Raw genomic sequence first — 24,047 nt, forward strand, 5'->3', positions numbered from 1 at the left:
TTACTATAATCGTTATTGCTTTTTAATCCATTCATAAACAGGATCTATTCCCTGTCTGAAATCATCAAAAGTCATCGGAATTTTTACATCGGGCACCAACGTGTTCATCTCTTCATCCACATTCTTAAAATATTTCGTAGAGTATTGCACCTGTAAGCCCGAAGTAGGCAGGGTAAAGCTACGCACTTCGCCCAAATGATTAGGCTTTCCTGAAGTTTCCTCCCCTACCCAGCAAGCCCCCAGCAGTCGCTTGAAATCCAGCGCGTTCAAAATGGCAGACGAAAAAGTAGCAGCTCCCAATACTACATAAACACGGGGTGGAACGTCTTGTTGGTGCATGAAGCCAGCCAGTTTCTCAGCCAGACGTGTACCCGGTATCGAATTTCCACCTCCATTGAAACGGACATCCCACACCAGTCTACTGACCGGCCGATGACGGAGTGTAGCGAACACACTGTCTTCCAGTGCGGCAAACGAAGGCAGTCGGGAAGCCTGTTCCCTATTACCATATTCTTCTTCCAACTCCCTGCTCCAGCACTTGTTATATTGAACATAAAGCAGACTATCTGCTGCTTCATAATGTACAGAAAAAAGAGTGCGGGCATTCCGATAACAAAGAGCCACTCCTTCAGGACGGAAAGAAACCAGATTTTGAGGATTTACACTGCCAGGAGTCAGCTCATGCAGTTGCATATTACCGTCTGCCGATGCCAGTTTGAACATGACTTTACCGTCCGGCACGAATCCAAAATGCTCCAGCAGTTGGACGAAACACAAGTAGTTAGGAACCATCGACTTGCGTACAGCCTCATTATCAGCTGAAAAAAGCGTACCTAGGCTGTCAGCCACTACTTCTATAGGTGTACCGTTCAGTTCCATCAGCCTGCAGTCTAACATGCCTTCCTTCCCCACAGGAGCCGTGACGATATACAAACCATCATCCATCCACTTCAGTCCCAAAGGCAATAAGCGATTACGGTCAAGCAACGGTACAAAATTCAGATTAGTATGCAGGTCGCCGAATGTAGCTATCCACTGCTGCAGCTTCAAAGCCATCTGCAGGTCAGACAAGCCATTGTTTCCTTGATGTTTCCAGTTCTCTATGCCTTTCTCAAAATCTTCCCTGCTACGAACAGTAAAAAAGTTGTAATGCAATCGGGGTAGCCAACAGGCCAGCGAATCCAGATCGCGCTGCCAGTCTACATGTGTCGCCGGCTGTGCTTTCACTCCTAACATCAGCCAGAACATTCCTATACATAGTAATATCAGTCTTTTCATTTCTCTTCCCTCTCATTTATTCTTCTTTCGATACTTTATCATCCACTTTATCCGAGCTTTCTCCAGCCGTTCCCTTTTTCGGCTTCTTCAGCCGCCCGCTCTTCCGCAGCGCCTCGTTGATAATCCACTGCAGCTGGCCGTTGGTACTGCGAAATTCGTCTGCCGCCCACTTCTCGATGGCATCCATCGTAGCAGCGTCCACACGCAGCACAAAGCTCTTGGTTGTATTTTCTTTCTTGCTTGCCATTTCTATTTCATCCAACCGTTCATTCTATCTTACATCCTTTCTCCGGATAAATCCGGCAATGTCATCTGCCACGTAAGCTGGTACCGGACGTGCCTCGTTATACTCAAACGGGGTCGACTTTCCTTTCCCTTCCTGCAGCACATGGTTCAGTTCGGGATACGACTTCAGCTGGGCCTGCCGGTTCGATATCAGCCCCATCAGCCACAGGCCGTAGTCCTGCATCGTCACCTGATAGTCACGCTCGCCCTGAAGCACCAGTACGGGACAGGTCAGGGCCGATACTTCCTTCACAGCGTCGTACGTCCGTAAGAATTCCCAGTACTCTTTCGGAAGCCCCAACGGCAATGGAATACTGTCACTGAAGGCATCCGTCCCCAGTCGCTTTACGTTCTCCACCTGCCGCTTCAGCTCGTCCAGCTGCGCACGCGTCGCTTCGTTCACCGTCCCCGACAGGGTAGCAATATACTCCGACTGCTCCAACAACGCATCCTCGAAGCGTCGTGCCAGTCCGGCCACAATGACGATACCCGCCACCGGCTCTGCCCGCCGGGCTATGCGCGGCGCCATCATGCCTCCCTGGCTGTGCCCCAGCACAAAGATGCTGTCCGCTGCCACCTCGGGCAATGCCGCCGCCAGTTTCACTGCCGCCACCGCATCGTCACAGGTTTCCACGTCCATATCCAGTTTTTTCCCTTTCGGCACCACATCGGCTCCATATACCTTCGTACGCTTGTCGTAACGGATCACGCCGATGCCCCGCCGTGCCAGCAGCCACGCCAGGTCGCGGAAAGGTTTGTTGGGTCCGATGGTCTCGTCGCGGTCGTTCGGTCCCGACCCGTGCACCAGCACCACACAAGGCACCTTCCTGCCCGCTTCCACCCGTGGCAGGGTCAGCGTACCCGGCAGGCGATAACCGTCGGTCTCCACCACTATGTCCCGCTCTTCCATCACCGTCTGGTCGAATGCCACCGCCGGCGTACCTACCGGTACCGGAGCTGGTACCACCCGGATGGTGTTCATCCGTCCGTCGGCATCGAACGATAGCAACAGGCGCAGCGTATAGCGTTCAAACATCAGGTCGCGATGCCACAGCTTCACGCCCTGTGCTTCATCCTCGCCCCACGCCCCGGCCGACTTCAGCTTTCCAAACTGTGCCTCCAGCTGCTTCCAGGTGTCATTAAACAAGGCTGGCGACAGCTGACGTCGTCCTTCATCGTTCAGCACCGCATAAATGCTGTCACCTCGACCGGCCATCAGGTGTTCATAGATGCGCTCCGCACGGTTCCGTTCCCCGTCCTGCGCATATCCTGCCCATGCAGTGCAGACCATCAGCCATAACAAAAGTATTTTTTTCATCCTATTTATATATAATAAATTGACGAGTTGACAAGTTAACGAGTTGACAAGGTGACGAGTTAACAAGGTGACGAGTTAACAAGTATGCAAGCCTTGTGGTCTGAAGCCTCGTTCCCTTGTCAACTAACCTTGTGGCCTTGTTAACTCGTTCCCTTGTCAACTAAAAACATCCCCCTCCCCCCTCTCCTTGGGAGAGGGGCCGGGGGTGAGGCCAGTCTTTAATGATTCAACGTCCCCGTATTCACCACCGGCTGAGCAGCCTCGTCGGCACAGAGCACCACAAGCAGGTTGCTCACCATCGCTGCCTTCTTCTCCTCGTCCAGTTCCACAATCTCGTCCTTCGACAGCTTGTCCAGCGCCATGTGCACCATCGACACGGCACCTTCCACAATCTTCTCACGGGCACTGATGATAGCCGATGCCTGCTGACGACGCAACATCACAGCCGCAATCTCGGGCGCATAAGCCAGGTAGTTGATCCTTGCCTCCAGCACCTCGATACCCGCCATGTCCAGACGCTCGTTCAATTTCTGTTCCAGCTGCTCGTTGATTTCCTCGCCACCCGAACGGAGGGTCATCTCACCGCCTGTACTTTCATTGTCATCGTAAGCATACTGTCCGGCCACCTGACGCAAGGCTGCATCACTCTGTATCTTCACGAAGTTCTCGAATGCATTCATCCGGCTCGCCACGGTACTGCCCGCGCTCACCGTCTTTCCGTCGCCCGACGTTGCTCCTTCGCTCGCCATGGTCTGTGCGTCAATCTCGAACATCGCCTTGTACGTATCCTTCAGTCGCCACACCAGCACCAACCCGATCAGGATAGGATTACCGATTTTGTCATTCACCTTGATAGGCTCCACGTCCAGGTTCCGGGCACGCATCGACAGTTTCTTTGCCTCCATGAACGGATTGACCCAGAAAAATCCCGTTTCGCGGAACGTTCCCTTATACTTTCCGAAGAACACCATTGCCCGCGCCTCGTTCGGCTCCAGCATCATGTACCCGCAGTTCAGGATAATCCACAGCACTGCCAGCACCGCTCCCAGCACATAGAACAGCAGACCGCCCGTCACAAAGCACCATGCCGTAAGTCCTGTCCACACAAACAAAAAGAGGAAAAGGGCCAGAAACCCATTCATCTTGAAACCTGTAAAATTCACTTCTTTCGTTTCCATATTATTTCAGTTTTAGATATAAGTCCTACCAAAATCATAATATCATTTTGATATCACAAAGATATAGTTCCGAAACGAGAAAAACAAGCAAAAAAAGATTTTTTTAGTAGGGAGGGGAGGAAAATCAATGAAAAATTAAAAGTTGAGGGGTGAGCGGTGGGGGTTGAGGGGTATTCTTTAGACGCGAATAACACGGAGGACGCAGATTCTATTTTCAGTCTGTGATAATCTGCGTCCTCCGTGCCTAAAATCCCTCAACCATAATGGGCTTTTTTATAAACCAATCAACCCCTCCCACGCGCGAACGCAGGAGGGGATTTTTTGCCCGCTGCCGGGGCATTTGTTCCAAGGCTGCACGAAGCGCGTTCGCAAGCTGTTCGGAGGCCGCCCGAAACAACAACTGATAATCAATAAGTTATACTCATACCGTAAAACTTCCGATTCGCATTAGATTGGGCTTATGATTTAATGGAAATCATTCCATCCGCTCAGTTTCCCCAACATGCGATTGCCTAATTTTTTGACTTGCTTATTCGGGCTTCCCGTGAAAACAGTCCGCTCTTTCCGCACATCATCTGCAAGTCTGACAATATACTCTTTCCCGGGCTTAGTCAAGAAGCAAATAACATTGTCATCACTCTTCCTATACTTCATCTTCGCACCGTTATCCACCTGAATAACCTCAATCTTGGCCTCATCGCCCCAGGGGTTCTGCAAGAAACACCTGTTTCCTTTCAGACTTTTGATGCCTATCTGCCCTACACGTGCCTGTTCGTTTCTTTCGGCCGACACAATAAATGCCCCACGTGCCAACAGCGTAAAAGCAAGCCTGGTGGAATTCCAGGCAGAAGGAACTGCCGGAAAGACCCTGATCTTGCCCTCGTTGCTTTGCAGCATCATTTCATTCATCGTGGTGGCATAATTGCTCATGGCCTCCATGCCGCATTGGAAGAAATCGTGCGAACGGATTACATATTTCCCTCCCAGAAGGTCGTGCTTTGATGCCAGGTCATATATATTGTCGGGATAGCCCGTTACATTGTGCATCAGGCCTTGAGGATACATTTGATGAATCTTCACACCATTCATCACATATTCCAACGCCTCATCGCCCAGACCCATGCGTGCCGCAACTTCCGGAATAGGATAGTGAGCATTGGCATCTTTCTTCCATCTGGCCAGATTAATCACCGCCTTGCCGATTCGCGTGTCTTTGTCGTCAATGCCTATCAAGCCCGCGGGGAAAGCCACTAAGCCGCCATTCGTCCATATCCAGGGTGTATAGCGTGCTTCCGAATAATATTCTTCCGCAGGAGACAGCACCTCCCCTGCCCCTTCCAATTGTTCGTACCCCCGTTTCCAAAGATGGTTCAACACATAGTTCCATCGCTTTACCAAGTCTTTATCGGCCTTCAATATCGTGGCCGCCTTTATGCAATTACCAAAAAGCTGCTCTATGCAATTGCGGTCGCTCATGGAGTTCTTCACATATTCAATCGCTTCAGACTCGTAAAGGGAAGAGAGAAAGTAATACTCCTTCTTCCGCTCATCCCACTGGAGTTTGTCCAAATAAAAGTTGGCTGCCTTCTTCATAAAGGGATAAGCCTTCTCCCTCAAGAAATCCTCGTCATCGGTAAACTCGTAATAGTCCCAGAACAAGGATGCTATTTGCGAGGCAGGAGTAAAGTTGTTCTTCATGCTTTCCCAATCCGTGCTCAGTTGCTCGCCGGTAAAGCAATGCGCCTCGGTTATCTGCAAGGCATCATTGGACGCACCTTTTTCTTTAGCCAAGGCCTGGGCAGCAGGAATCATCTTGAAATATGTATCCAGATACGGAACCATCAACTGGCAGTCGTTCTGCGCACACAATCCCCAATATTGCTGCTGGGTATTCCAATGATGCGGGGTAATCCAGTTCATCACGTCCCTGTTCCAACGCCACAATCCGCCATTGAAGGTCACAGGAAACTCACCCTGAGAACCCGCAGCCATGAGGTAGCGGCGCAGATAATAGATATTCTCAAGATAGTCATCGCCCAGCTTCATGAAGCTATTCGACCAGAAAGCACTATACCACTCGTCTTTCTCTTTCTTGAGCTGCTCCAGCCCTGTGCTCTCGGCCTCGTCCAACAGTTTCACGGCTTGCTCCACCACCGGATTAGCACTCTCACGGTCAGTAGCCACACTCAGCAAAACCGTAAAGCACTCCTTATCGGTTTTCTGCTCTACCGTATGGGTATTCAGCAATGCCGGCGCCATGTCTCCCTGCACGATTCTACAAGCCACGGCAAAATGCAGGCCATTGCCTTTTTCCTCAATCACCATGTCGTTGCCTCTTTTGCCAGCTTCGGTCTCGCCTATGCCAACCGCAGGATCTTTAGGGAATCCTCCCGAATACCACCTGGCAAAAGCACGGCTACCAAGCCTTTCAAGCGTGATGGTAGCAACCGAGTTTCCCTCTGTTTCTCCAGCATCGGGCAGGTTTTCGCACTCAATGACCCATACGTTTTTGCCATGGGCCAGCCACGTCTTGATGCAAGTTCTGGAGAAAGGAGTATCGGCACGATAGCCCGCTTCTCCATTCTTCAACGACAGCCTGCCCTCAAAATCTTTCAAGTGAATCCAGCTGAACACAGGCAGGCCAAAATCAATCTTCAGACGGGCCGCATGTTTCAGAACCGAAGCATTTTCCTCTTCGGGCATCAACGAAGTCCATAAGTCGTTCTTATTGACTTGCAGCTCTATGCCATTCTCATGGTTCCATATCATGCCTCCCATGTCCCCATTCCCCATAGGAAAACCTTCCGCCTCCAGCTGGGTGGGCGACAGATACACGATATCATGCTTCGACAGGTAATTATCTTCCACGACAAACGGGGAAGAAGCCATATTCAGGTGGCTATAGCTCCTGTTTTCTTGGGCTGCTAAAGAGAAACATAAAAAAATACCCAAGAAAAGAAATACATTCTTCATCTGTTTGTGCCTCTCTTATTTATGATACTTATACTCCACATAATCATACAGTCCATAATTCTCCTGCTGCGGAATCTGATCCCCCAAGAATACAAGGTTCTCGACGCTACAGTAAATATGGAATGATATCTCATTGCCGAACTGAAGCTGCACTTCATGCCGCTTCTCCTGGTCAATGAACCATGTAGCATAATATTTGCCATCGACCAGCTTAAGATCTATCTCGAACAGATGCCATCCCGGCTTAATTTTGACAGGCACCGACGTGAACGGAAAATCCTGGCTCGTCATATATGCCAGCATATCATCGTCTTCCGCCCCGACCTCTTTCCTTGCCTTGGAGGTGCCGTATCCTACCTCAAAATCAAGCTCATGATGGTCGTCACAATATATCCAGGAGCCCACACTTGCCTGGTCACCTTTCCCCATCCGGGGTATATACGTCTTCCACGTATATCTGCCAGAAGTGTATATCTTATCAACCGTGCGGACTTTCTTCCTGTCCCTTGATTCTGCTCTTGTAAATATCTTCAATATGCCATCCTTAATTTCACATTGGTTGGCCGGGTTGTCATCTTGGTGCCCGTATCTCCACCCTTCCAAATCATCAAAATTCCATCTATGGTTATTTGCCTCCTGCGCTTGTCCCAACTGAACAGACAACAAAAGCAGGAACAGCCCTATTGCTCTTTTCATATCCAACTTGATTAATTGATAAAAATAATGGTGCGTCATAATGGGTAATCTGACGCACCTTAATAGATGTGTAGCAAAATCTGCATTTTGGCACACCCCTACTTAATAGCGACTCTACCGTTATTTCTCCATCCAGTCACGCGTCACTTTCCACGTATCGGGCGACACGCTGCTGAAATGCCAGAAACCGACTTTAGGCAGCTGCAACTCGTCAGCCAGCTGAAGCAGGCACTCGGTGCTGCGGGCATCGGCCGCATAGAACAGATGGCGGCATCCGTCCTCGTGGTCGTAAAGGTACATGTTCACCTTCTCATAGCACAGCCAGGTAGGAGCAGGAAGTTCCCCAACAGCTTTATCGGGCTTCGGGGCATAAATCTGCGTACCGGCAATGTCGCCTGTGAGTTTATAATCGTTGCCATAGGCGGGAAGTGCCATTACCAGTTTGTCAGCGCTGATACGCTCTTTCCAATAAAGCATGCATTCGCGCGTCCAGAGGTAATTGGATGTGGGTCCCACGCCCTGGCAGTCATCACGGTGAGCCAGCTCTTTCACGCCTATGCAGGGAGCACAATACATATCGTAGCACATGACGCGCACAAGGTCGCAGGTGTTCTCCAATACAGCCGGGTCATAAAATATCTGCGTGTTTTCATCGGCATAAAGAGCCGGGTAAAAGCCCACGCAATGGCTCATCTTCTTGCCTGCGGCATGCAATGCGGCAGATGCCTTTTGCAGGAAATCCGAGTAAGTGGCACGGACTGAAGGCGAAAGATGCTCGAAGTCGAGGTCTATTCCGTCATACCCATTGGCTTGGCAGTCATTTACGTAACTTTCCACCAAAGAGGCAATCTTTTCGGGAGTATTGATTGACTCTTCATTACCGCCTACGGCACGATACACTTCAATGCCAGCCGCATGACATTTATCGATATACTCACGCGGGGGATTGCCAAAAACACTAACGGAGGCAATCATGTCTTTCACTGGTTCAAGATCTGCAAACGAACTTTCCTCTCCGTATACGACCCAAGGGTGTAGCTGTTTGCTTGGGGTTGGCACAGTCTCGGTTTGCTTCACACTGCAAGCGGCCAAGCCAAATGCGGCCAATACCACACACACGAATTTCTTCATACAAATCATCTTCTTCATTATTCTTTTTTGTAGAGGTAGATTCCGCCACACCCCATCCTACGACAGGAAACAGGCGGATAAAAAGTGCAGCAGAATCTACATAAGTGTTAAATTAATAATATCAATAAGGAGTATAGTTAAACCAGTTGTACTTGCCGGTATAAGTGTTGGTGCAGTTGCTATCGCCCTGCCAAGCAGCACCATCGACAAAGTTACGGAATTCCAGCCCGAATGTAAAGTCTTCGGAAGTATATGTCGTTTGCTTGCGTGTTATCTCACGACCGTCCACATACCATATAGGCAGGTATCCGTCTTCGTTAAGCTGCAAGTCCAACTCGAACGTATGTACGCCCGGGTCAATGGCCAAGAAGAAAGGATCCATCTGCTCGGTATAGCAACGTATGAGCATCTGGCCCGGAATGGCACCGGCAGCATCGCGCCAAGCCTGCGCACCCGGACAAACGTAGATCGAGAAGGTGCGCTCCTCTGCATTGGTGGCATAGATGTTGACTCCGTTCAGCCACTTTTCGCCGGCCGGCACTTCGGGCACATCCAGCTCAAAAGCGTACTTGGCAGCACCGGCAACTATATCGGTAGTCACCACCTGTCCGTTAGAAACGTTCAGGGCACCATCGCTGATTACAGCATCGCCTAACGTCCAACCGGCCGGAGCCTCATCGAATTCGAAAGCAACCGTGTTGTCTTCCCCGCTCCCAGATTCACCATATTTCTTATACTCAATATAGTTGTACTTGGTTTCATAGTCACGCGAGCACTCTGTACTACCTTGCCAGCCACCTCCATTTGACATGGTGCTGAATTGCAAGTTGAACTTGTTTTCAGCCGAGGTGTACCAAGTCTGGAATGTCGTCACATCCACGCCATCCACTATCCAGGTACAATAATATTGGTCGTCGGCATTCAGGCGCAAATCAAGCGTAAAGGTATGCTTGCCCGGATCAATAGGATAATTGAACACTCCCAAAGCTTCGGTATAGCAACGTACCAACATCTGACCCGGCAGTGCACCTACCGCATCACGGTCTGCCTGGCTTCCGGCCCATACGAACATGGAGAAGGAACGCTCCACACCGGGAACATTGTTTACAGAAATATTAGGCCCTGCCACGTACTTCTCGCCAACACTTACTTGAGGAACATCAATTTCGAAAGTCACCTTTCCGGCTCCCATATCCTCGTTAATCAAAGTATGGCAATTAGGCATAGGAAGCGTCAGCCATCCATCGGTAACAGTTGCGGTGCCAGGAGATACCCACTCTGCAGGAACCATATTGTCATCAAAGTCCCATCTTACAGTCTCTCCGTCAGGCTCGGGTTCGTCGGTATCGCCACCAATAGGATCTTTCGAATACTCATAAGGAATGTACTCGAACCAGTCAAAGATAGCATAATTCTCTTGCGTGGCAGCATGGTCGCCCATACCCATCAGGTTCTCCACACTAAAGATTGGACGGAAAGCAATTTCTTCTCCGAAATCCATAACCTGCGAAGTGATAGGTTCATCATTAACCAGCCACTCGGCCACATATTTACCTTCGTCATTCAACTTCATGTCTATGGCAATGGTATGCCATGCATCTGCTTTGATGACGGTGGTCACTCCCACAAACGGGTTGGCCTGGCTGGAGATAAGGCAAAGCAGTTCATCATCAGCAGCACCATACGTAGCACGATTTTCGGCAGTTCCGGAAGAAATCTCAAAGTCAAGCTCGTGCCGGTCGTCATTATAAATGAATCCTGCCACACTGGTACGATCGTTCATGCCCAGTTTGGGAATATACACACGCCACTCGTAACGCCCGGAGTAATACATTTTATTGGTGTTCACCTTGAAGCGGTCACCATTGGTACCCATATGTTCTTCTCCCGGACGGGTATATATACGAATACCCTTACCGTCTTCACAGCCTTCATGATCCACCAACGTAATAGGATTGGGAGCATCGTTCAAGCCGGTGAAGAACAGGCCGTCAAAGCTGTCAAGATTATACTTATCCCCTTCCATTTGAGCCTTTTGTTTGACGGTAATATCCAGCAATTCTGCTTGCACGGCAGACACCGTCACTATGGCACTACGTGCAGGCCCCGTATTCTTGTCTGCATGGAAAGTAAGGGTGGCATTGCCAGTACCCTCCATCGGAGTCACAGTAAGCCATTGCTCCGTGCCTTGGGTAATCGTCACTTTCCATGACGCATCGGTTTCCACTTGGATGGTCTGATCCTGATCTGTTGACGGGGCTGCCTCAAAAGAAATGACATTGCCCGACAGGTTCATATCGACCACATCCATTTTCTCTCTCATGAAGTCACTACATGCCGTGAGCACAGACATGCAAACAGCAGCAATAGCTATACAGAAATATTTCAGCTTCATATTATTTGCTCCTTAGAATTAGTTTTTTAAGTTAGGATTGTTCGCCGCATCGCGTGCCGGATAGGGGAAGTACATCTTGCTGTCATCCCACACACCTGTAACGGGTATGGCCTCTTTGACAAACACACCGGGAGCGACCTCTATCTCAGGATTCTCCTTGCGATATTCAAAGTGATCTTTCAAGCGGTTCATGCGGAACATGTCGCGCGCACGAGTAGCAATATTTGCCCAATAATAACCGCCAATCTCCCAGCCGTGCTCGTTATAAGCAGCTTCGGCCAATTCCTCATCACTCATCGAAGCACTATAAATATTGCTCTCTGCACCATCGGCACGATTACGCACCTCATTAAGCAGACGTATAGCTTCAGTCTTATCGGCTCCACCCAATTTAGCACGTCCTACAGCCTCAGCATACCAGCAATATACCTCCGAAAGACGGATTACCTGATGCTGTTTCTGACCCTCAAAGCTCAGAGCTGCAGGATTGGTATAGTCAAATTCTGCACCATTCAATCCTTCCACTTTCTTCATAAAGCACGGAGCCAGAGATACGCGAGGAGATGCCGGGTCGGGATCTTCCCACCAGTCGCGCAGTGTACCTTCTTTCGCTTCGCTTTGCAAAATAATTTTCGGGAAGTAACTTGCTTCCTTGCGGGGACCGTCCGGGAAATCTTTCCAGAATTTTATCTCACCATGCGTGTCTTCCCAACCGCCGCCATAAGCCATATCTTGCATAAAGTCGCACACCACGGCGTTGGTCAACGCACCCGAAGAAAGATTATAGTGTATTCCTAAAAGCACTTCGGGATTGTTTTCGTTCCATTTCATCGAATAAACATCCTTGTACTCATCCAGCAAGCGGTAGTTCCACGTACCGTCTTCCACACCGTCAATCACTTCTTTTGCTTTCTGGGCAGCAAGTTTGTAATATTCTACACCCAGATTCAAAGGCCATCCCGCCATAGTCATATAGACATAGCTCAAAGTAGCTTTAGCAGCCGCGTTATTCACCGCTATGTTCACACCATTACGCGCATAAGGTTCATTGGTATAATTATCCGGCAGCATGGTTTCTGCTTTTTTCAAATCATCCACAATAAGGGCATAGATGTCTTCCACCTCAGCCAAGGGCATATTATACTCCACCTCATCTTTCACTACCATTGGCACACGTCCCCAAGTAGTGACCAGATAGTAGTATGAATAAGCGCGCCAATAATAAGCTTGCCCTAACGTAGCATCCACATACTCTTTTTCTACGGGAGTACGTCCAGCATTCTCAATGATGAAGTTGGCTGCCTTCACCACTTCCCAACGCCGTGTCCACAACTCATCCACCCAAGTATTGTTATCAGACACATCATAAGTATCCACTTCACGGATAGGCTGTTTGTTGCTGGCAGGGTGGGTACTCATGTCATCGCCTCGTACAGCATCAAAGCCTATGGCATTGTTGGCATACATGGCATTAGCCAAAACGCCGTACAGGGCATTAAGGCTCTTATCCAAGTCGCCTTTAGTCTGAAAGAAATTTGTTACCGCCATTTGTCCTTTGGGGTCTTCGGTCAGAAAATCCTGGCAACCAGTCATTGTAAATGGCAAGAGCACCATGCCGGCTGCCGTCAATAATTGATATATCTTTTTCATATTGAGAGTTTTTTTATGTTACTTAGAAATTAAGTTTCACACCGAATGTAAAGGTACGGGGAACCGGATAAGCACCCATATCCACACCATTGAGTCCGTAAGGGCCTGCATTGATTACTTCCGGATCCATACCGGTATAATGGGTCAGAGTAAAGACATTCTGGGCACTTACCGAGAGCTGCAAGTCTGCTATGCGCGCCCACTTACGCGGGATGGTATAAGCCACAGTGATGTTTTTCAGCTTAATGTAAGAAGCATCTTCCAGATAGAAATCTGAATCGGGATAATCCTTGTTATTGCTGTTACTATGGGTTGAGTAAAGGGCATCGGCCTTGTTCTCCACCATGTCCCAGCTCTTGTAGTAAGCATCGGCCAAGGTGATGAATTTATATTTACCCACCATGGAAGACATGGCAAAGCGGCTCATATTAAGACGGTCGGCTCCCAAAGCTGCGTTGAAGAAACAGTTGAATGTCCAATTCTTCCAAGTCACAGTATTGTTCCAGCCAAATGTCCAGCTCGGTTCAGCCTGACCCTTCACCACCAAATCGTCACTTGTAGGAGTGGAGGTATAACTACCATCTGCCTGATGCTTGTAAAGGTTCAGACCATCTTTGCTGAAGTTCTGCCATTCATACACATAGAACGAACCGATGGGATAGCCAACCTTCTTAATCTCGATAGGGCCGGCGCCAAATCCTGTAAGATTCTCTCCCACAATAAAGTCGTCACCACCTAAGTCTATCACCTCGTTGTGCAGCCAAGAAGCATTGAACGAAGTATCCCAACGCAAGTCCTTAGTAGCTACCGGGGTGGCTGCTATATTGAATTCCACACCATGGTTACGAATCTCGCCGTGGTTCACCCAGAAGCTGCCACCGCCGTTATAAGCCGGAATGGGTTTCCGCAGCAACAAGTCCTTGGTATCCTTGCGGAACCATTCGGCGGTAAAGCTCAAGCGTCCGTCCAGTACCGAAGCATCCACACCTACATTATACTGATAAGTGCTCTCCCAAGTGACATCGGGAGTGGCGGGCAAGCCGCTCCAATAGCCGTTCCATATTTGTCCGCTTCCCCACGAGTCGTAATTCTTTTCGGCGAGCATTCCCAAAGTAGAGTAAGAGGAAATACCGGAATTACCCGACACGCCGAAGCTGGCACGCAGTTTCAATTGATCAAATATATTTTGATTCTGCATGAAGTTTTCCTCTGCTATATTCCAAGCCAACGCGGCAGACGGGAAATAGCCCCACTTATTGCCCTCGCTGAATTTCGAAGAACCATCGGCACGCAGAGTAACGGTAGCCATGTAACGGCTCTTATAGCTATACATCACACGACCTAAAGCCGACACCATGGATGAAGCGGAATATCCGTTGTTTGCCGTAATATTTGCGGCATTGTTCACATTCCAATATCCTACAAACTCGTTGTTCAACTCTGAACCTGCTATTGAAATGTTCTTACCCTCGTAGCCGCTCAATTCAAATACTGCCGTAGCAGTAAGATGGTGGTCTTTATTAAACGTCTTGTCGTAAGTAACGTTCTCAATGTTTTGCCACGTCACCCCATGAACACCGCTATTCGTCATTCCGCTCAACTCACCGGGAGCTGTCAATGAAGAAGTGAAGGTATAGCTGGGCGAATGGCTATAATTAAGGTAGCCTTGTGCAGAAAACGTCAAACCGTCAATAATCTTGTAGGTAAGGTTTACATTTCCATCAAAATTATAGTTGTAGCTATCCTCATAGTTTTCCACACGCCGACCGTAAGGGTTAGCGTCAACGGCATTGTACGGGTCTTTATTATATATTCCCGTTTCCGGATCGCGCATCTCCATGGTAGGCGAGTAGTTCAGGAAAGTCATCATGTCGATATCGCCATTATGACGATGCGAATAGCTCATGCTGAGTTTCGTCGACATAGTAAGACGGTCTGTAAGCTCGTTGTCCAGGTTGACACGCATCTGTGCCCGCTGGTTCTTGGTAGTAATGGTGATGGCTGTCTGATCGAGGAAGTTGGCAGATATGTAATACCGGTTCTTCTTATTACCGCCCGAAACACTGACTCTGTAATCCTGGCTCACCCCGGTCTGCAACATTATATCCTGCCAATCAATACCTTTCTGTCCTGTGCGGTATGCCTCCATATCTTCAGCCGATATAGTAGCACCTCCTCTATAATAGTTCAGGGCCTGTGCATATTCGTAAGGCGAAAGCAAGTCATACTTCTTGATGATATTCGAGATACCTACATTAGCCTCAACCGAAATGCTGGGTTTGCCTTCTGCTCCTTTTTTAGTCGTGATAAGGATAACGCCATTGGCACCGCGCGAACCGTAAATGGCCGTAGCAGATGCGTCCTTCAACACCTCGATGGAAGCAATGTCGTCGGGGTTCATGTCAAGCCCGCCGCCCACTACACCATCTGTCACATACAACGGCTCACACCCGGTATTAATAGAGGTAGTACCACGCACACGAATTTTCACACCGCCACCGGGCATACCATCGGTATTGGTGACCTGCACACCTGTGGCACGGCCTTGAAGAATATCGCTCACACGCTTCACCGGCTGTTCCTTGTACTGTTTAGTCGAGATAGACGAAACGGACCCCGTAAGGTCTGACTTCTTCACCGCACCATAACCGATTACCACCACCTCGTCCAGCTGGGTCAGGTCTTCTTTAAGGAGAATCTGCAAATTGGTCTCCTTCCCCAACTGCACCTCTTGCGTCTCATAACCAATATAAGAGATGTGTAACATGGCCCCCTCGGTAGCATGAATGACAAATCTCCCATCCACATCGGTAATTGTACCGGTTTCTGTTTCTTCTTGAGTGATATTCACCCCAATCAAAGGTTCGCTGCTCGCAGCATCGACTACGACACCGCTATAGTTTTGCGTAACTTGTGCCCATGTGGAAGATACGGATACAAGCATACACAAAAACAAGCATCTTGCAACTTTTCTTATACTACTCATATTAAAATAGGATTAAGTAATAAATAACTGTTAATATAGGTTTATTTCTCTGACCACCAAAATTAAATAAACAGCCTTTTATCCTGCTCAACAAATAGTTATAAAGTATCAAATTTAGATTTGGATAAGTCAACAAATAATCTTAAGACATCAATAAATGTTCATTTTGGCTATTTTTACCCAAATAATCTCTATATTTGAGACCGGATTAATCATTTATATCATGAGACACATCATAACTGCCATACTTTTTGCGTTTACTCTGTGTCTGCCCTTACATGCCATCCAGGAGACACTTTCTTTCATCCCCTTCTCGCTTAACGAGGGACTGACACATACCAGAGTGCAATGCATCTTCTGCGATCATGCAGGAATCGTATGGATTGGGACGAAGAACGGACTCAACAGCTGGGACCAATCTGAACTGAAAAACTATCTTCACAATCCCTCCGACCCGAAATCGCTGCCCGACAACTACATTAAATTCATCACCGAAGGGGCCGACCAAAAACTATACCTATCCACCAACCATGGGGTCGGAACGTTTGACCCGGCGCTTAAACAGTTCAGCCCACTTCTGTATGAAGGAAAGCCATTCGAAGCATGGAGTTGCCTGCATACCGACAGTGTCCTGCTGTTAGGTGGCCGCAACACGATTTACAGCTATCATTACCAGAGCCGGTCACTCGCCCCGTTGATAAATGAAGTAAAAGGAGATCTAAACAAATGCATCACGCACATTGCCCTTTGGGATGACCAAACCTACATCGCCTCCTGCAAACACGACGGCATCTGGATATACGACCTGAAGCGGCAAACCATGTCGCGCTGCCCGTTTGTGCAGAAGCACAATGTCAACAGCATTTTTGTCGATAGCCAAAAGCGCCTGTACGTATCGGTCTATGGCAATGGAGTTTTCAGATACCGGCACGACGGGACTCCCGACGGGCACTTCTCCGTGCAAAACGGCAAGCTTACACACAACGTGGTTTCTGACTTTGTAGAAAAGGACAGCATCATCTGGATGGGCACAGACGGAGGGGGAATCAATCTGCTGGACTTGCATACCGATGAGGTAAAATGTATAAAGCACATTCCGAGCGACCCTCTTTCCCTGCCGAACAACTCCATCTTTTGCCTTTACAAGGATAGGAAAGGAAACATCTGGGGAGGGAGCGTGCATGCCGGATTGTTCGCCATCATCAAGAATCACATCAAGACGTACAAAGACACACCACCAAACGTTCCATACGGCCTGAGCGAGCCGACAATCACCGCATTGCACGAGGAGGCAGACACCTTACTGTGGATTGGCACGGACGGAGGTGGCCTCAATGCCTACGACCAGCACACCACACTGTTCCGGCATTTCCCCTCCACAAGCGGCAAGAAAGTGGTGTCCATCGTCTCATTCTCACCCGACAAGCTGCTCATATCATGCTTCAACGATGGGTTTTATCTTTTCGACAAGCGCACGGCCCAGATTACTCCCTACCCACTTATAGACAGCCATACAGCCCGGGAAGAGTTTGCCAAAGGCGACTTGGTAAACCTGTATGCCACCCCCGACGAAATCTACATCTTCGGCTACCACATTTATATATACAACCGGCATACGCATGAAACCTACCGGCTTTCCACCCCGCCCAACGTGGAAAACTACCAGCTCATGAACGCGCAACCTGTGCATGAGGACGACCGCTACATCTACATCATGAGCTATAAAGAACTGCTGCAAATTGAGAAGGCCTCGAAAAGCATCACCCTGCTCTTCAGCGTTTCAGGCAACGAGTCGCTCACCTCGGCCTGCATTGACAGCCAAGGCAACTTCTGGATAGGCAGCGATTACGCTTTGTACTACTATAACACGGCAAGCAAGCTGTCTAAAAAGGTGCAAAACATACTGTTCCAGAACATCCAGAGCCTGACATCAGACTCCAAGGAGCGCATCTGGATAGGAGCCAACAACATGCTGCTGGTCTATTTCATCCACGAGAAGCGGACCATGATATTGGACGAGACGGACGGCGTGAAGCCCAACGAGTACATTTTCACCCCCATGCCGAGGTCGCTCAGCCAGAATATCTACATGGGCGGGACACAAGGGCTAACGGTCATCAACCAGAACATCGAAATAGTGGATGACTATGCCCCCGCCGTAAACCTGCTCAGCATCAACCTGGACGGCAAGGACATCACCCGCGACGTATTGCCGCACCGGAAGCTGGTAGTGCCGTACCAACACTCGTCCATCAACTTCAAAGTGATTGTTGACGAAAGTGTGCCCTTCTGCAAGCACCTCTTCAACTACATCCTTGAGGGAGACGAACCGAGGAAAATCCAAAGCGCCTCGCGAAGCGTAGAACTGGGCCACTTGAATCCCGGCAACTATACCCTGCTGGCCAATTGCAACACCAACAACAATTGGAGCAAGCCCATGGAGCTGCTCCACATCCACGTCCAGGCCCCCATCTGGCAAAGACCCTGGTTCATTGGCCTTTGTCTGCTCATATTCATTATGCTCTTCACCGGCGGAATATGGCTGCTGCAAAAGCGCATGGCGCACAAGTACAAACTGCTGATCGCCAAGAACGAGCGCGAGCAGGAAGAAAGGCTGCGCTTCATCGCCCGCCTGAACGAAGTGATTGACAACAACATCGACAACCCCAACCTCGACAACCACTTTTTGCAGAACGAAATGGCCATGGGGCGCACATCGCTCTACAACAAGCTGAAGCAGGCCACCGGCATGGGAACGAGCGAATACATCAACCACCGCAAGATAGAAAAAGCGAAAAAGCTGCTGACGAACACCAACCTCAGCATCTCCGAAATATCCGACTGCCTGGGCTTCACCTATCAACGCTATTTCAGCACCATCTTTAAGAAAACGACAGGGCTGTCCCCCTCGCAATTCCGCCATCAAAGCAGCTTGAAGTAAAACCTGTATTATTATATCGATATGAAAAATATTTTATTCTATTTCTTTTGGCACTAAATAAAAGAAAAGTTCAGCGAAACCAATCCAGCCATATTACCCAGATTAAATCGTAAATCCGCCTCATCCCCGTCATCCGCGTCTAAAAAATCCCCCTCAACCTTAAACCCTAAACGCTAAACCCTAAACCCAACTATTAATTTTTAATTTTTAATTTTTCATTCTTAATTATTCCTCGCTTCTTCATTAGCTTCGCAATGTAAATCCCAAAAACAAAATAGTATGGCAACAATCAAAGTAAAATTCCGCCCGTCGGCGGTCAACGGGAAAGCAGGAGCGGTCTGCTACCAGCTTTGCCACAGACAGGAAAACAAACAAATTACTACCTCCATGCGGATCTTCCCCCACTGGTGGAACCCTCAAAAACGCGAACTGATCACCACACCCGACAACGCCGCCACCGTCTCGGCCTACCGCAGACAGATCGAACAGGACGTACACAAACTGCGCGAAATCGTCCGACAGCTGGACGCCGCCGCCCAACCCTACACCCTGACCGATGTCGTCCGCCTCTTCCAGTCCGACCTGGCTTCCAACGGCATACTGGAGTATCTGCAAAAAGAAATCCTCCGGCTTCAGGACAACAACCAGTATGGCACCTCCCGCAACTACCGGCGCACCCTGAGCAGCTTCTCCACCTTTCTGAAAGGCACCGATGTCCCCCTCCCCGCCGTAGACGCCACCCTCATCGGCCGGTACGAGAAGTGGCTGGCCCAACGCAACGTCCGGCGCAACAGCAGCTCGTTCTACATGCGCATCCTGCGCGCCGCCTACAACAAGGCCGTACGCGAAAAACTGGCCGAACAGTCCTACCCGTTCGCCCAGGTCTACACCGGCATCGCCCCTACCCCCAAACGGGCAGTCAGCGAAGAGACCATCCTCCAGCTGCAAAGGCTCAACCTGTCCGGCCACCCGTCCCTGCTCCTTGCAAGAGACCTCTTCATATTCAGTTACTGTACGCGCGGCATGGCATTCGTCGACATGGCTTATCTGAAAAAATCGGATATTGCCGACGGCTCCATCACCTACTACCGCCACAAGACCGGCCAGCGCCTGACACTGCGCATCGAGCCTTGCATCCGCAACATCCTGGAACGCTACCTGCCCGCCCGCCCCGACAGTCCCTACATCTTCCCCGTCATCACGTCGGCCGACCCCGAACAGGCCTACCGGCAGTACCAGACAGGACTGAACTACCACAACCAGAAGCTGAAACAGCTGGGCGCGCTCGTCAGCGAGACACTCCGCCTCTCCTCCTACACCTCGCGCCATAGCTGGGCCACTGCCGCACGCAACCACGACATCCCCCTTTCCGTCATCAGCGCCGGCATGGGACACACCTCCGAGAAGACCACCCGGATCTACCTGGATTCGTTGAACAATACAATTATAGATGATGCAAACAGAGGAATATTGCGGGATTTCAACCTTACCGTTTCTATGTAGGAGACGTTAGAAAAGCGTGCAAATGTAGGTATAATCCAATAAATGAAAAAATATTTTATATGTTTTTTTTATTAAATGCCTCTTTTGAGCAAAAAGAAACGTTGCATGGAATCAAAGGTTTACAAACCTAGAAAAGAGAAGCTGTTTAAAGGGTGTTGAAAACAGCAGAAGGAAAAAAGCAAAACAGACAACCGGCAAAAAAACGGGTTTTCTTCGGACCCGGAAATGAACAAACCGAATATAAATGTGTTTTTAGTTAGCCTATGCGTATGGTTATCAATGGTAAGATAAACTACACGTCTCCTACATAGAAACGGCAGAAAGGCAGGGTTACGGTAGTCGCCTACTGTGTTTAGGGGTGACCCGGATTTCGGAGTTTCTCATTGAGAACAAGCAAATTAACTCTAAGTGCTGCATTTCTCGGACAAACAGTTCAGGAAGTGCAGGAATGGAGAGTATATACCCAAACTTCGCATAGGTGAACCACAAAATACGGAAGTAAAAAACGGAAGTAAAGACCAACTTCCACGAACCAAAAAACAATTCAAAACAATCCCCATGATGCACTGGTTTGCTTTAAAAGTGTTTTATAACAAAGTCTTCGACATCGAAAAGGCTTTGGAGAAAGAGCACATCGAAACGTATATCCCTTGCGAAGAAACGTTAGTCATCCGGAACGGAATCAAAAAAACGGTGCGCAAGCCGATGATCAGTTCCCTCATGTTTTTCCGTGCCACCACGGCCGATGCGTTGAAGGTTCAGAAGATGTTCACCGACAAGGTCATCCTTTATACCCGCCTGGAGGATATGAAAAGGATCCCGCTTGTCATCCCCGACGAGGAAATGAACACCTTCATGCTGGTCACTTCTGCCGGCGAAAAAGGCATCGAATATTACGACGACGCCCCCAAGTTCCATCAGGGCGACCGCGTAAGGGTGACCGACGGCAAGTTCAAGGGTGCCGAAGGGTATATCTGTCGCGTTAAGAAAAACCGGAGACTGGTGGTCTCCATTCAGGGAGTGTGCGCTGTCCTTACGTCGTATATTCCACGTTCTTTTTTAGAGATAATATCGAAGAAACCCACAGTGCCAGAACCAATCAAGGAGGCTCACTAATAGCAGCCTATTGCCTGCGGGCAAGGCTGCAATCAGGATAACAGGTACAGCAGCCTCCGTCATATATTTAAATTAAGTTTCGCAAGTGCTCAATTTATTAGGAGACAAGGGAACGAGTTAACAAGACCACAAGGATTGCCTACTGCTTTCAGGAGACAAGTTGACGAGTTAACAAGACCACAAGGATTGCCAACTTGTCAACTCACGACTTGTCAACTCCCACTTGAGCCCCAGCGAAAGTTAAGCATTTAACCTAAAACAAAACATTTACAGATATGCTTTGGACACTCAACTGTTTATCAGTTCTTTTACTGTGTATTTTCTGTGCGGGAATCGTCATCCCACAGATTTTGTTGATTGCCTTCCGGCGTCGGCTTTTCGACATGCCCAACGAACGGAAAATCCACCAGGGAGTCGTCCCTCGGTTGGGAGGCATTGCCTTTAAGCCCGTAGTTTTCTTCTCATTCGCCTTAGTATTGGGAATCAATCTGCTACTGGGCCATACTGAAATTCTGGTAGAAGCCGAACGCAATGCCAGTACGCTGACGTTCGGATTCTGTACCATCATGATTCTGTACCTCACCGGCATGGCCGACGACCTCATCGGCGTCCGCTACCGTGCCAAGTTCGTCATCCAGATTCTGTGCGGACTGATGCTCATCGCCGGCGGTATCTGGATCGACAACCTGGACGGCGTTCTGGGCATCCATGCCCTGCCGGCTTTCATCGGCTACCCGCTCACCGTGCTGTCAGTCGTCTTCCTGATCAATGCCATCAACCTCATCGACGGCATCGACGGTCTGGCTTCCGGTCTGTGCAGCATCGCCCTGCTGGTCTACGGAATCATGTTCTTCCATTGCGGGCAATACATCTATGCCATGTTCTCGTTCGCCACACTGGGCGTACTCATCCCCTTCTATTATTATAATGTATTCGGCAACCCCGAAAAACAGCGGAAGATCTTCATGGGCGACACAGGCAGCCTTACCGTCGGCATGATGCTCGCTCTCCTCGGTTTCAAACTGTTGTCTCTGAAACCGTCGGAAAGCGGTGTCGACGACTCTTTCCTCATGGTCTGCTTTTTCTCTCCCCTGCTCATCCCCTGCTGCGACGTAGTGCGGGTCTATCTGCACCGGGTGCGCAACGGCCGCAATCCGTTCCTGCCGGACAAAAACCATATCCATCACAAGTTGCTCGCCATCGGCATGAAGCAGCGTACAGCCATGGTCACCATCATTCTGGTTTCCCTGCTGTTCACCCTATCCAACCTCCTGCTGCTGCAGTTCCTCAACATCAACTGGATTCTGTTAGGCGACTTCTTCATCTGGACAATAGCCAACATATGGCTGACAAAGAAAATTAAAGCAATTAATAATGAAAAATTAAAAATTAAAAATTCACCACAGAGGATGCAGCGTTTCACAGAGGGAAAAAATTAAAATTCTGTGTTATCCCTGTCATCCGTGCCTGAACCCCCATTCATCTTTTAATTTTCAATTTTCAATTATCAATTATCAATTATCAATTTAATTCCCGCTCAATAGAGACATGAAAAAAAGTTCATTATCCTGGATCATGCTCCTGCTCCTGCCGGGTATGCTCCTGCTCAGTTCCTGCAATGCCTCCAAAAACGTCGTCTATTTTCAGGACCTCACCCCCGGTGAGAGCGAAATAGCACTTGCGTCGTCTCCTGCCATCAAGATCGGTCCCGAGGACAAGATCTCTATCATCGTCAGCTGCCGCGACCCGCAACTCGCCATGCTGTTCAATCTGCCTACGGTCTCTATGCAGTTCAACCAGGTCAACACAAACAGCAGTGGTTCCGGTTCCTCCACAGCTCAATCCCAAGGCGTATCCGGCTATACTGTCGACCGCAACGGTGAAATCGACTTCCCCGTACTCGGCAAGATCAAGGTAGCCGGCATGGACCGCGAAGAGATCGCCGCCTACATCAAAAGCGAACTGCTCCGCCAGAACCTGGTGAAAGATCCCGTTGTCACTGTCGAATACATGAACCTCTGCTTCTCCATCCTGGGCGAAGTCAACAACCCCGGACGTTTCAGCATCGACCGCGACCATGTCACCCTGCTCGATGCCCTGAGCATGGCAGGCGACCTCACCATCAACGGCAACCGCAAGAAAGTCATGGTCATGCGTCAGGAGAACGGCATGCAGCGTGTCTACGGTGTCGACATCACCTCCGGCGAATACGTCTACACCTCACCGGCCTACTACCTGCAGCAGAACGATGTAGTCTACATCGAGCCCAACGATATGAAAGCCCGCCAGTCCACCGTCAACGGCAACAACGTGCGCTCCACTGCCTTCTGGCTGTCACTCGCCTCGTTCCTCACAACCATTGCAGTGCTGGTATTCAAATAAAATGAAGAACGCTTTAAAATGAAGAATGAAAAATGAGGAATGAAGAATGAAGACTATTCCTCAGCGTAAATATTAAAAGAGGTTTTGAACGAAGCTAATGAAGAATTAAGGAGTTAAGAAGTTAAGGAGTTAGAGAAGTTAGAGCCAATACATTGACTACTCTCAACGCTAAACCCTAAACTCTCAACGCTAAACCTTAAACCCTAAACTCTCAA

Annotated in this window: 15 protein-coding genes; 5 read left to right on the plus strand and 10 right to left on the minus strand. The window is 49.2% G+C overall.

All coding sequences use genetic code 11. The annotated features are described in order from the left end of the window. Window positions 1-12: 12 nt before the first annotated feature. The 10 genes from Q3C19_RS11810 to Q3C19_RS11855 form a co-directional block, all read right to left on the minus strand. Window positions 13-1,278 carry a hypothetical protein gene (locus Q3C19_RS11810; RefSeq protein WP_159434509.1) on the minus strand — a complete coding sequence of 422 codons (1,266 nt, stop codon included), beginning with the start codon at window positions 1,276-1,278 and terminating at the stop codon, window positions 13-15. Between the two features lie 16 nt (window positions 1,279-1,294). Then, window positions 1,295-1,525: a DNA-binding protein gene (locus Q3C19_RS11815; RefSeq protein WP_071150808.1), complete on the minus strand. Its 231-nt coding sequence runs from the start codon at window positions 1,523-1,525 to the stop codon at window positions 1,295-1,297. 24 nt (window positions 1,526-1,549) lie between these two features. Beyond that, on the minus strand, window positions 1,550-2,881 hold the full coding sequence (locus tag Q3C19_RS11820; RefSeq protein ID WP_071150809.1) for an alpha/beta fold hydrolase: 1,332 nt from the start codon (window positions 2,879-2,881) through the stop codon (window positions 1,550-1,552). A gap of 218 nt (window positions 2,882-3,099) precedes the next feature. Further along, window positions 3,100-4,059, minus strand: coding sequence for an SPFH domain-containing protein (locus tag Q3C19_RS11825; RefSeq protein ID WP_277121028.1), 960 nt, complete (start codon window positions 4,057-4,059; stop codon window positions 3,100-3,102). Window positions 4,060-4,524: 465 nt separating this feature from the next. Further along, window positions 4,525-7,032, minus strand: coding sequence for a glycoside hydrolase family 95-like protein (locus Q3C19_RS11830; protein WP_302729500.1), 2,508 nt, complete (start codon window positions 7,030-7,032; stop codon window positions 4,525-4,527). Window positions 7,033-7,047: 15 nt separating this feature from the next. Further along, complete coding sequence (locus Q3C19_RS11835) at window positions 7,048-7,728, minus strand: hypothetical protein (RefSeq protein WP_148330942.1); 681 nt, start codon at window positions 7,726-7,728, stop codon at window positions 7,048-7,050. Window positions 7,729-7,848: 120 nt separating this feature from the next. Beyond that, entirely contained in the window at window positions 7,849-8,877 is a 1,029-nt protein-coding gene (locus tag Q3C19_RS11840; protein ID WP_235817112.1) for a glycosyl hydrolase family 18 protein, read from the minus strand. 103 nt (window positions 8,878-8,980) lie between these two features. After that, window positions 8,981-11,254 (minus strand): BACON domain-containing protein, encoded by a 2,274-nt coding sequence (locus Q3C19_RS11845; RefSeq protein ID WP_302729501.1) that lies wholly within the window; start codon window positions 11,252-11,254, stop codon window positions 8,981-8,983. 18 nt (window positions 11,255-11,272) lie between these two features. Further along, window positions 11,273-12,904: a RagB/SusD family nutrient uptake outer membrane protein gene (locus tag Q3C19_RS11850; RefSeq protein ID WP_071150341.1), complete on the minus strand. Its 1,632-nt coding sequence runs from the start codon at window positions 12,902-12,904 to the stop codon at window positions 11,273-11,275. 22 nt (window positions 12,905-12,926) lie between these two features. Next, window positions 12,927-15,848 carry a TonB-dependent receptor gene (locus tag Q3C19_RS11855; RefSeq protein WP_302729502.1) on the minus strand — a complete coding sequence of 974 codons (2,922 nt, stop codon included), beginning with the start codon at window positions 15,846-15,848 and terminating at the stop codon, window positions 12,927-12,929. A 265-nt stretch (window positions 15,849-16,113) separates the two neighbouring features. On the opposite strand from Q3C19_RS11855, the gene Q3C19_RS11860 reads away from it, so the two are divergent. The 5 genes from Q3C19_RS11860 (at window position 16,114) to Q3C19_RS11880 (ending at window position 23,832) form a co-directional block, all read left to right on the plus strand. Beyond that, a complete protein-coding gene (locus tag Q3C19_RS11860; RefSeq protein ID WP_302729503.1) occupies window positions 16,114-18,831 on the plus strand; it encodes a two-component regulator propeller domain-containing protein in 2,718 nt (905 codons plus the stop codon). Between the two features lie 279 nt (window positions 18,832-19,110). After that, window positions 19,111-20,334: a site-specific integrase gene (locus Q3C19_RS11865; RefSeq protein ID WP_302729504.1), complete on the plus strand. Its 1,224-nt coding sequence runs from the start codon at window positions 19,111-19,113 to the stop codon at window positions 20,332-20,334. A gap of 558 nt (window positions 20,335-20,892) precedes the next feature. Beyond that, window positions 20,893-21,450, plus strand: a complete 558-nt coding sequence (locus Q3C19_RS11870) for a UpxY family transcription antiterminator (RefSeq protein ID WP_302729506.1) — start codon at window positions 20,893-20,895, stop codon at window positions 21,448-21,450. A 275-nt stretch (window positions 21,451-21,725) separates the two neighbouring features. Continuing rightward, the gene (locus tag Q3C19_RS11875) at window positions 21,726-22,889 is read left to right on the plus strand and encodes an MraY family glycosyltransferase (protein WP_302729508.1); all 1,164 of its coding nucleotides are present in this window, start codon (window positions 21,726-21,728) and stop codon (window positions 22,887-22,889) included. 109 nt (window positions 22,890-22,998) lie between these two features. Continuing rightward, on the plus strand, window positions 22,999-23,832 hold the full coding sequence (locus Q3C19_RS11880; protein WP_302729510.1) for a polysaccharide biosynthesis/export family protein: 834 nt from the start codon (window positions 22,999-23,001) through the stop codon (window positions 23,830-23,832). The last annotated feature ends 215 nt before the right edge of the window (window positions 23,833-24,047 follow it).

The organism is Bacteroides sp. ET489 (genome assembly GCF_030518095.1).
In the GTDB taxonomy this organism is placed as follows: domain Bacteria; phylum Bacteroidota; class Bacteroidia; order Bacteroidales; family Bacteroidaceae; genus Bacteroides; species Bacteroides ndongoniae.

Excerpts from the sequence above, each read along its gene's own strand:
- Q3C19_RS11845 (WP_302729501.1), bottom strand. The coding sequence starts at position 11,254 with ATGAAGCTGAAATATTTCTGTATAGCTATTGCTGCTGTTTGCATGTCT.
- Q3C19_RS11860 (WP_302729503.1), top strand. The coding sequence starts at position 16,114 with ATGAGACACATCATAACTGCCATACTTTTTGCGTTTACTCTGTGTCTG.
- Q3C19_RS11855 (WP_302729502.1), bottom strand. The coding sequence starts at position 15,848 with ATGCTTGTATCCGTATCTTCCACATGGGCACAAGTTACGCAAAACTAT.
- Q3C19_RS11815 (WP_071150808.1), bottom strand. The coding sequence starts at position 1,525 with ATGGCAAGCAAGAAAGAAAATACAACCAAGAGCTTTGTGCTGCGTGTG.
- Q3C19_RS11835 (WP_148330942.1), bottom strand. The coding sequence starts at position 7,728 with ATGAAAAGAGCAATAGGGCTGTTCCTGCTTTTGTTGTCTGTTCAGTTG.
- Q3C19_RS11865 (WP_302729504.1), top strand. The coding sequence starts at position 19,111 with ATGGCAACAATCAAAGTAAAATTCCGCCCGTCGGCGGTCAACGGGAAA.
- Q3C19_RS11870 (WP_302729506.1), top strand. The coding sequence starts at position 20,893 with ATGATGCACTGGTTTGCTTTAAAAGTGTTTTATAACAAAGTCTTCGAC.
- Q3C19_RS11830 (WP_302729500.1), bottom strand. The coding sequence starts at position 7,032 with ATGAAGAATGTATTTCTTTTCTTGGGTATTTTTTTATGTTTCTCTTTA.
- Q3C19_RS11880 (WP_302729510.1), top strand. The coding sequence starts at position 22,999 with ATGAAAAAAAGTTCATTATCCTGGATCATGCTCCTGCTCCTGCCGGGT.
- Q3C19_RS11840 (WP_235817112.1), bottom strand. The coding sequence starts at position 8,877 with ATGAAGAAGATGATTTGTATGAAGAAATTCGTGTGTGTGGTATTGGCC.
- Q3C19_RS11850 (WP_071150341.1), bottom strand. The coding sequence starts at position 12,904 with ATGAAAAAGATATATCAATTATTGACGGCAGCCGGCATGGTGCTCTTG.
- Q3C19_RS11825 (WP_277121028.1), bottom strand. The coding sequence starts at position 4,059 with ATGGAAACGAAAGAAGTGAATTTTACAGGTTTCAAGATGAATGGGTTT.
- Q3C19_RS11820 (WP_071150809.1), bottom strand. The coding sequence starts at position 2,881 with ATGAAAAAAATACTTTTGTTATGGCTGATGGTCTGCACTGCATGGGCA.
- Q3C19_RS11810 (WP_159434509.1), bottom strand. The coding sequence starts at position 1,278 with ATGAAAAGACTGATATTACTATGTATAGGAATGTTCTGGCTGATGTTA.
- Q3C19_RS11875 (WP_302729508.1), top strand. The coding sequence starts at position 21,726 with ATGCTTTGGACACTCAACTGTTTATCAGTTCTTTTACTGTGTATTTTC.